This window comes from Amycolatopsis kentuckyensis, from assembly GCF_002155975.1.
Classification (GTDB): Bacteria; Actinomycetota; Actinomycetes; order Mycobacteriales; family Pseudonocardiaceae; genus Amycolatopsis; species Amycolatopsis kentuckyensis.
The window spans coordinates 1-9,158 of the sequence record NZ_MUMI01000781.1; the positions used below are offsets into that span (position 1 = coordinate 1).

General features: G+C 75.0%; 7 protein-coding genes and 1 pseudogene. 2 read left to right on the top strand and 6 right to left on the bottom strand.

Annotated features, from left to right (window positions below):
* The 6 genes and pseudogenes from CCN39_RS47755 to CCN39_RS47780 all read right to left on the bottom strand — a co-directional run.
* Positions 1 to 374: sigma-70 family RNA polymerase sigma factor (locus CCN39_RS47755; RefSeq protein WP_143264472.1), on the bottom strand; the 374-nt coding region annotated here is incomplete at its 3' end.
* Between the two features lie 79 nt (positions 375 to 453).
* Positions 454 to 1,461 (bottom strand): zinc-binding dehydrogenase, encoded by a 1,008-nt coding sequence (locus CCN39_RS47760; protein WP_086853800.1) that lies wholly within the window; start codon positions 1,459 to 1,461, stop codon positions 454 to 456.
* A 100-nt stretch (positions 1,462 to 1,561) separates the two neighbouring features.
* Positions 1,562 to 4,630, bottom strand: coding sequence for a discoidin domain-containing protein (locus CCN39_RS52715; protein ID WP_158104625.1), 3,069 nt, complete (start codon positions 4,628 to 4,630; stop codon positions 1,562 to 1,564).
* Between the two features lie 207 nt (positions 4,631 to 4,837).
* Positions 4,838 to 5,002 (bottom strand): annotated as a pseudogene (locus CCN39_RS49885) (ATP-binding protein); the annotation flags it as partial.
* Positions 5,003 to 5,065: 63 nt separating this feature from the next.
* Positions 5,066 to 5,890, bottom strand: coding sequence for a zf-HC2 domain-containing protein (locus tag CCN39_RS47775; protein ID WP_244211350.1), 825 nt, complete (start codon positions 5,888 to 5,890; stop codon positions 5,066 to 5,068).
* A 23-nt stretch (positions 5,891 to 5,913) separates the two neighbouring features.
* Positions 5,914 to 6,450: a sigma-70 family RNA polymerase sigma factor gene (locus CCN39_RS47780; RefSeq protein WP_086853806.1), complete on the bottom strand. Its 537-nt coding sequence runs from the start codon at positions 6,448 to 6,450 to the stop codon at positions 5,914 to 5,916.
* A 159-nt stretch (positions 6,451 to 6,609) separates the two neighbouring features.
* Here CCN39_RS47780 and CCN39_RS47785 point away from each other — a divergent pair, with 159 nt between their 5' ends.
* Both CCN39_RS47785 and CCN39_RS47790 read left to right on the top strand, forming a co-directional pair.
* Entirely contained in the window at positions 6,610 to 6,810 is a 201-nt protein-coding gene (locus CCN39_RS47785; protein WP_167455387.1) for a heavy-metal-associated domain-containing protein, read from the top strand.
* The gene (locus CCN39_RS47790) at positions 6,807 to 9,062 is read left to right on the top strand and encodes a heavy metal translocating P-type ATPase (RefSeq protein ID WP_167455388.1); all 2,256 of its coding nucleotides are present in this window, start codon (positions 6,807 to 6,809) and stop codon (positions 9,060 to 9,062) included. The genes CCN39_RS47785 and CCN39_RS47790 overlap by 4 nt, the downstream gene beginning before the upstream one ends.
* Positions 9,063 to 9,158 lie beyond the last annotated feature (96 nt).

The following is a 9,158-nucleotide window of genomic DNA, read 5'->3' on the forward strand; positions in this document are numbered from 1 at the left end:
GCCGCCGGATCGGCGACCCGGTGGTCCGGCAGCGGCTCCAGCCAGGCCACCTCACCCGGCGCGGCCGGGACCGGCGGCCGGTCGGGTCCGTCGTGCGGACCGGTCAGGCCCGAGGGCAGCACCCGGTGCCGGCGCGGCTCGAGCGCGGTCAGGCAGACGTTGGTGGCGATGGCGTAGAGCCAGGACCGGATCGAGGCGCGGCCCTCGAAGGTGCCGTAGGACCGCCACGCCCGGAGGTAGGTCTCCTGCACCAGGTCCTCGGCGTCGTGCGCCGAGCCGGCCATGCGGTAGCAGTGCGCCAGCAGCTCCCGGCGGTATCCCCCGGTTTCGGCCGCGAACCGGTCCCGCGCCGCCGCGGATTGCCTGCTTGCCATGCGCTGCTCCTCGTCCCGGCCGGTCGCCGCCCGTCCTGGGTACGACCGGCACACCACGGAAAAGGAATCGAAGCACAGGTCAGCGGGCATCCCGTCCGGGCAGCAGGGCGAGTTTCCCGACCGTCGTCCGCGCGGCCAGCTCGGCGAGGACCCGCGGACCGTCGGCCAGGTCGTGGGTGATCGGGCGCCCCGGGGTGACGACCCCGGCGGAGACGAGCGCGGACAGCTCCCCCAGCACTGCACCGAAGATCCGGGGCGCGGACCGGATCAGCGTCCCGATGTTCAGGCCGATGACGTGGACCTGGTGCCGGTACACCAGTTCCCGGTTGGTGAGCGGGGCTTCCCCGCCCGCCAGGCCGTAGACGACGACCCGGCCGGTGACCGGCTTGGCCGCGGCCAGGCTCGCGGCGAACGCGGCCCCGCCGGCCGATTCCAGCACCAGGTCGGCTCCGGCGCCGCCGGTCAGGCGCCGCACCTCGGCCGGGAGGTCGCCGTCGCGGGAGTCCAGGACGTGGTCCGCTCCGCGCGCGAGCACGGTCTCGTGCTTGCCCGGCGAGGCGGTGGCGACGACCGTCGCGCCGTAGTGCTTGGCCAGGGTCACCGCGGCCTGGCCGGTCGCGCCCGCCGCCGCGGGGACGACCACGGTCTCCCCGGCCGCGACCCGGCCGAGCGGCTTGAGCGCGGCGAGCGCGGTGGGCCAGTTCACGGCCAGGCCCAGCGCCTGCTCCGCGCTCCACCCGGCCGGTACCGGCATCGCGGCCGCCGCGGGCAGCACCAGGTACTCGGCGAAGGCGCCGTCGCCGACCCCGGTCACGAGGGTCCCCGGGGCCGGGCCGGTCACCGCCTCGCCCACCGCGACCACCTCGCCCGCTGCCTCGAAACCCGCCCGGTACGGCGGCCGCGGGCCGTCCCCGAACGTGCCGCAGGCCTTCGAGACGTCCGCGAAGTTGACCCCGGCGGCGGCGACCCGGACCAGCACCTCACCCCGGCCGGGGCGCGGCACCGGCGCGTCGGTGACCAGGCGCATGTCCTGCGGGCCCTCGCACGTGGTCTGCTGCAGGGCACGCATGGTGGCGGGAATGCTCACGGCTCTCCTTCTCGGTGGCGTCGTCGCGGCCGGCGGGCCGTGCCGTCGACAGGGAGACCGCCGCGGCCGGGAAAAGGAATCGGCCGTGCGCGGCCGTCCTTCAGCCGAGGGTGATTTCCCGGCCGCCGCTCGGGACACCTCGCGAGTCGAGGGCGAACAACAGGTAACGGCCCGGCGGTGCGACGCCGGGCGCCGCCGGGACGGTGACCCGGTAGCTGGTCGGGCTCACCGTCGTCGGGGTCAGCGGGACGCGCCGCTGGTCGGTGTCGACCGTGTGGGTGGCCGAGCCGACCCGCATGAGCGCGAAGGCCGTGACCGCGCGGTCGGTGCCGATGGTCAGCGTCGCGCCGCCCGCGGCGGTGGCCGGTGCGGCGGTGATGGCCGGGCGGGGCTTGGGGGTGCCGTCCGGGTCGAGCAGGTACGGCGGGGTGAACACCTGCCCGTCGAAGTGGTTGGTCGCGCAGGTGCCGCAGAGCCCGCCGCCGCCGGAGAACACGCGGCCGTCGGGCAGGAGGTTGGCCACCGAGTGGTAGGTGCGGGGCACCGCCATCGGCGCCAGCCGGGTGAACGTGCCGGTGGCCGGGTTCCACAGTTCCGGGACCATCACGGCGGTCTGGTCGCTGAAGGGCACCGCGCGGGCCTGGCCGCCGAGCACGACGACGGTGCCGTCCGGCAGCACGACGCTGGTGGCGAACGCCCGCGCGAACGCCATGTCGCCCACCCGCGCCACCTTCGCCATGCCGGTGGTGATGTCGATGGTGTAGGCGCGGTTGGTCGCGTCGGAGTTCTCGTAGGCGGGTGCGCCGCCGACGGTGAGGATCTTCCCGACGTCGTACATCACCGCGTTGCCGTTCATGGCGTCCGCGCTGTCGCCGCGCAGCCCGGCGTCGGTCACCGAGCCGGGCCCGTCCGTGGAGACCCAGTGCATCCGTTTGCTGGGCCCGGCGTGGAAGACCCGGCCGCCGCCGGCCGCGAACAGCCAGGCGTGGTTGTCGGCGCGGAAGACGCCCCGCGGGTCGGCGGTGAAGAACGGCTCCGGCGGCACGCCCGGCAGCGTCCGCCAGCTGTTCCCGGCCGGGGAGTAGACCTCGCCGGTCTTGCCGCCCCGGTCGCCGCTCCAGGACCCGCCGACGGTGAAGACGTCGCCGGTGGCCATCGTCACCTGCGACTGGTAGCCGCGCCCGATGTTCATCGGCGCCGCCGCGCTCCAGGCGTCTGTCGCGGGGTCGTAGATGCTGGCCTGCTTGGCGTTGCTGCCGCCGCTGACCAGCACCCGCCCGTCGGCGAGCACGGACAGGCCCGGGCAGAACATGTCGTGCCCGGTGTCGTCGACGCGCCGCTGGGTGACCTGGCCGGTGGTCAGGTCCACGATCGCGGTCTGCGTGTAGCCCTTGCTGCCGCCGTAGTTGTCCGCGGCGTAGGCCGACCAGGTCAGCAGCTTGTTCCCGGGCAGCACGGCGGAGGCGACCGGAATGATCGGGAAACCGACCGTGGCGCCCCACTGCCCCGTCTTGCCCCGGTCCGGCCCGCCGGCGGCGGCGAGCACGTCGATCTCGGCCGCGGCACTCCACGGACCGCGGCCGCCGGCCTCGGTGAGCCCGGTCAGGCGGACGTGGCGGGCCGTCACCTCCGGGAACCGGGCGGTCCGCACCGCCGGGCCGTCGGGCCAGGTTCCGGTGGCCGCGGTGGTGAACGCCGTGCCGTCGGCGCTCGTCTCGACCCGGTAGCCGCCGATGGTGCCGTTCGTGCCGCCGGGCGGCCGCACCCGCACGCCCGCCACCGGCTTGGCCGCCTTCAGGTCCAGGGTGATCGAGTGCGGCAGCGGCGCGGCGGGCTTCGAGTGCCAGCTCGTCCCGGGATCGCCGTCGAGCACGTTCGCGGCGGGGCTCCCCGCGTCCTGGTCCGAGGCGGTCGCGGTCCAGCCGGTGCGGGGCAGCGGCTGGACTTCGGCCGGGCCGTAGGCGTGGAACTCCACCGCGGAGGCGGTCTGCGTCGTGTCCACCCGCAGGTAGCGGGCGACGACGTCGAGCGCGACGGCTTTGGGCGTGCCGTCGTCGGCCCAGGTGCCGGCGGCGGCGGTGGTGTAGGTCTTGCCGTCGGTGCTCGTGGCGACGGTGAAGCCGCCGGGGCGCTCGGCCGCCGCCGGGGTGAGGACGATCGCCGCGATCGGTTGCGCCTGCTGGGTGTCCACAGTGAACGACGGGCCGCGCCAGGCGGTGGCGAGGTCGTTGTCCAGCAGTTCGGCCGCGCTCGCCGTCCACCCCACGCGCGAGATCGGCACCCCGGGAACCGGGCCGAGCAGCGAGAGTTCCGCCGCCGAGGTGAACGGGCCGCGGCCACCGGCCTCGGTGAGTGCCGTCAGGCGGACGTACCGCGCCGTGACGACGTGGCTGAACCGGGCGTCCTGCACGGCGTTCGCGTCGGGCCAGGCGCCGGAGGACACCTCGGTGAACGCCTTGCCGTCGGCGGAGACGGCGATCCGGTATTCGCCGATTCGGCCGTTGGCTTTGCCGGTGCGCGGCCGGTAGAGCAGCCCGCCGACCTCGGTGGACCGTCCGAGGTCGAGGGTGACGCTGTGCGGCAGCGGGGTCGCCGTGCTGTAGCGGGAGTGCCAGATCGTGGTGTCCTTGCCGTCCAGCACGTTCGACGCCGGGTCGTTCTCCCGCACCGTCTCCTCGTCACTGGCCGCCGCCGTCCAGCCGGTGCGGCTCAGCACGGTCATCGGCACCGGCGCGCCGGGGTCGCCGAGCACGTCGAGGGCGGCGAGCGTGACGTCCGGGCCCGCCGCGGGAAACCCGGTCAGCCGGATGAACCGGGTGCCGGTGACGGCGAAGGACATCGTCTTGGGGGTGGCGTCGTCGGCCAGGGTGCCGGCGGCCACCGGGTCACCCCAGGTCGTGCCGTCGAGGCTCAGGCGGATCTCGAACCGGCCGATCGCGCCCCCGGCCGCCGGGGTGTGCACGAGGCCCGAAACCGTGCGGGTGGCCCGCATGTCCACCGTGACCGAGCCGTTCGACGTCGTGGCCGTCCAGCCCGTCTCGGGAAGCCTGGTGGCCGTCGGGATCATCGCCTGGGCGTTGGCCACCACGTGCCCGCCGTGCTCGTGCCCACCCGGTTCACCGGGCCGGCCCGCAACCAGCGAAGCAACGACGACACCTGTCAGAACCACGCCGCTCAGGCGCCACATCGACCGCACGACGCGGACATCGCCGACCATGATCACGGCGTTTCACCCGGACCGGCCGAACCTCGGAAGTTGCTCCGAAAAGCCTAGCGGATCACCGGAATCCGGCTATCCACTGTGGACACCGCCGGCGCGCCCGGCCCGGGCGGCCGGTTCGGCGGCCTGGTCGCGGTCACCGGAGCGGCAGGCGGCAAGGGCGTCGGCGAGCAGGTCGATCACGGCGTCGCGGATGGCGATCTGCCGGACCTCCGACAGCGTGTCGTCGTCCAGCTCGGCCACCACGAGCTGGGCGCGCAGGCCGTCGCGGGCCATCTCGGCGGCGAGCGCGGCGAGCTCGCCCAGCGGCGGGGCCGAGGCCGGCGGTGCCGGAAGCGAACGGGCCGGGCGGCGGCCGCACGACCGAGACCCGACCGGACGGGGTCAGGCCACGTGCCGGCCGGTCGGCCGCTGCGGGAAGCGCCGTCGCTGGGGCTGGTCCCCGGCCTCGGGCGAGGAAGCGTCCGGAGTGCCCGTGCCGCCAGGGACGGGCAGGCGGTCGGCGGAATCGGGCGCGGGCCGGTGCCGGTGCTGCCGGTGCACCGCGAAGAGCAGGGCCACCCCCACGACGACGAGCCCGTGGGAGGCCACTCGGTCGAGCGCCACCTCCCCGGTCGTCAGGTCGACGCCCGAGATGACGCCCAGCACCACGACGAACCCGCCCAGTGCCGGCAGGAGCCCGCCGGCGGTGGCGGGACGCAGGGCGGCCCACAGCAACCCGATGCCGATGGCGACGTTCCAGGCGGCGCTCTCGTTCCCGAGGTGCACCGCGGCCGCGAGCCCGCCGTGACCCGCGTGACCGACGTGGCCGATGTCCGCGCCCAGCAGTTCGGCCAGCCCGAGGCCGCTCTGCACGAGCGCGACCAGGCCGAGCGCCACGCGCCGGCCCCACCGCCGCGGCCGTGGCGCCGGCGACCCGGCCAGGATCCGCGCCGTGAGGTCGGGTACCCGGGGCGCTTCCCGGATCAGCGTCAGCCGGCGCAGCGCGGCCGCCTGCTCCTGCCAGGCCCGGCACGCCGGGCAGCCGGCCAGGTGCCGGTCGAGAACCTCGTCCGGCACCACCGGCGGCTCTCCGTCGATGCGGGCCGAAATCGATTCGCGCAGCTGCGAGCAGTCCACACCCCCATGGTCGCCCACCGGCCGGTGCCGGTTCCCGCGGGTGCCGGCTTCGGAGCCGGCCCCGCGGCCGTCGCCGGCGTTCTCACCCACGCGGCACCGCCGTCCGGCCGCGATCAGCCCACGAGCGGGTAGCGGGACGACCGCCCCGCCAGCGCCGCGAGCAGGTCCTCCCGGGCCCGGGCGACCCGGGACCGGATGGTGCCGACCGGGCACCCGCACACCTCGGCAGCGTCCGCATAGGACAGTCCCAGCGTCTGGGTCAGCACGAACGCCGACCGGCGGTCCTCCTCGAGCGCGGCCACCAGCTCGTCGAGCACGACCTGCTCGTCCAGCCGCTCCGGCGCGGCGACGCCGTCGGCCGCCGCCGCCCAGCCCGCCCCGATGGTGCGCGGGCGGGTTCGCGCGGCGCGGATGTGGTCGGCCACGGCCCGGCGGGCGATGGCCAGCACCCACGTGCGGGCCGAGGAGTCACCGCGGAACCGCGGCAGGCTGCTCAGCACGCGCAGGAACGTCTCCTGGGTGAGGTCGTCGGCCGTCCGCGGGCTGTCCAGCGCGGCGACGAACCGCCAGACGTGCGGCTGGGCGGCACGGAGGAAGCGGTCCAGGGCCACCCGGTCGCCGCGACCGGCGCGCAGCGCCCAGCCGGTCATCTCGGGATCTTCCGGGCGTTGTGCGGTCACATTCCGTACTACGCACCCGGGCCGCCGCCGGTTGAAAACGATCTTGGAAAAGATCACGGGAACCGATCACCCGCCGGAACCGACTCTGTCACCGCGAGGGCATGACCAGGGCGCGAAAGGTGAGTGCGAATGATCCGGACACGGTACGAGGTCACCGGGATGACCTGCGGACACTGCGCCGGCTCGGTGCGCGAGGAGCTCGGCGGGCTCCCGGGCGTGCGGACCGTCGACGTCCCGACCGGCGCGGTCGAAGTGGCCAGCGACGGCGCGCTCGACCCGGGACAGGTCGCCGCGGCGATCCGCACCGCCGGCTACCGGCTCGTCCGATGACCACGACGAGCCACCGCGCGCCGCGGGCGGCGGGCCGGGAGGTCGAGCTGCTGATCGGCGGCATGACCTGCGGGTCGTGCGCCGCGCGGATCGAACGCAAGCTCAACCGGCTCGACGGCGTCCGAGCGGGCGTCAACTACGCGACCGCCAAGGCGCTCGTCCACGTCCCTCCGGCGATGACGGTCGACGACATCGTGCTCGCCGTGCAGGCGAGCGGCTACACGGCCACCCTGCCGGAAGCCGCGGCGGCCCGGGCCACGCCGGACGCGCTGCGCCTGCGGTTGCGCCTGTCCGCCGTGCTCGCGATTCCGGTCCTCGTTCCGGCGATGGTGCCGCCGCTGCAGTTCCCGGGCTGGCAATGGCTTTCCCTCGTGCTGGCCACCCCGGTGGTCACCTGGGGCGCCTGGCCCCTGCACCGGGCGGCGCTGGCGAACCTGCGGCACCGCACCGCCACGATGGACACCCTCGTGTCGATCGGCGTGACCGCCGCCTACCTGTGGTCGCTCTACGCGCTGGTCTTCGGCGGGGCGGGGGTGATCGGGATGCAGCACGCCTTCGAGCTGACGCTGTCGGCAAGCCAAGGGGACGGGATCTACCTCGAGGTCGCCACCGGCGTGACGCTGTTCATCCTGGCCGGGCGCTTCTTCGAGGCCCGGTCCCGCCGGCGCGCCGGCGCCGCCCTGCGCGCGTTGCTGGACCTGGGCGCCAAGGACGTCGCGGTCCTGGTCGACGGCCGGGAGGAGCGCGTGCCGATCGAACGGCTGCGCGCGGGCGACCTCTTCGTCGTCCGGCCCGGCGAGAAGGTCGCGACCGACGGCGTGGTGGTCGACGGCGCCTCGGCGGTCGACCTGAGCCTGGTGACCGGCGAGGCCGTGCCGGTCGAGGTCGCGCCCGGCGCGGAAGTCGTCGGCGCCACGGTCAACCTCAGTGGCCGGCTCGTCGTGCGCGCGGTCCGCGTCGGCGCGGAAACCCGGCTCGCCCGCATCGCCGCGATGGTCGAGCGCGCGCAGAACGGCAAGGCGCAGGTGCAGCGGCTCGCCGACCGCGTGTCCGCGGTGTTCGTGCCGATCGTGCTCGTGCTTTCCCTGGCCACGCTGGGGTGCTGGCTGATCGCCGGTGCCGCCGCCGGACCGGCGTTCACCGCCGCGGTGGCCGTGCTGATCATCGCCTGCCCGTGCGCGCTCGGCCTCGCCACGCCCACCGCGCTGCTCGTCGGCACCGGCCGCGGGGCCCAGCTCGGCGTCCTGGTCAAGGGCCCGGAGATGCTGGAGTCCACGCGCCGCGTCGACACCGTCGTGCTCGACAAGACCGGCACCATCACCACCGGGAAGATGACGCTCACCGCGGTCCGCACCGCCGACGGCGTCCCCGCGGACGTCGCGCTGCAGCTGGCGGCGGCGCTGGAAAGCGCTTCCGAGCACCCGATCGCCCTCGCCGTCACCGAAGCCGCTCGCCGCCGCCTCGGCCGGGTGGGGCAGGTCGCCGAGTTCCGCACCATCGCCGGCTTCGGGGTGCTGGGCCGGGTGGGGCGGCACCGGGTCGTCGTCGGGAAACCGGAACTGCTGCACCGGTTTTCCATCGGCATCCCGCCCGCGCTGGCCCGGGAAAAGGCCAAGGCCGAGCAGGCCGGGAACACGGCCGTGGTGCTCGCCTGGGACGGCTACGCGCACGCGGTGCTCGTCGTGGCCGACACCGTCAAGCCGACGTCCGCGCGCGCCGTGTTCGAGCTGCGCCGCCTCGGCCTGAACCCGGTGCTGCTCACCGGCGACAACGAAGCCGTGGCCCGGGCGATCGCCGTGGAGGCGGGCATCACCGACGTGATCGCCGGGGTCTCCCCCGAGCAGAAGGTCGCGGTGCTGGAGGACCTCAAGGAGCGCGGCCACGTGGTCGCGATGATCGGCGACGGCGTGAACGACGCCGCGGCTCTGGCGGCCGCCGACCTCGGGCTGGCGATCGGCACGGGAACCGACGCGGCCATCGAAGCCGCCGACCTGACGCTGGTCCGCGGCGACCTGCTGGCCGCCGTCGACGCGATCCGGCTGTCGCGCCGGACGTTGGGGACGATCAAGGCGAACCTGTTCTGGGCGTTGGCGTACAACGTGGCCGCGTTGCCCTTGGCGGCCGCCGGGCTGCTGAACCCGATGATCGCCGGCGCGGCGATGGCCCTGTCGAGCTGCCTGGTCGTGTCCAACAGCCTGCGGCTCACCCGGTTCCGCGGGACGACCGCGCGGGAAGCAGTGCCTGAAGCCTGAGGCCGGCCCGAGCGGCGGGTCTGTCCACAGTGGCCACTGTGGACAGACCCGCCGAGCCGGGGAAACAAGCCCTCAGAGCATCGCCAGCAGCAGCAC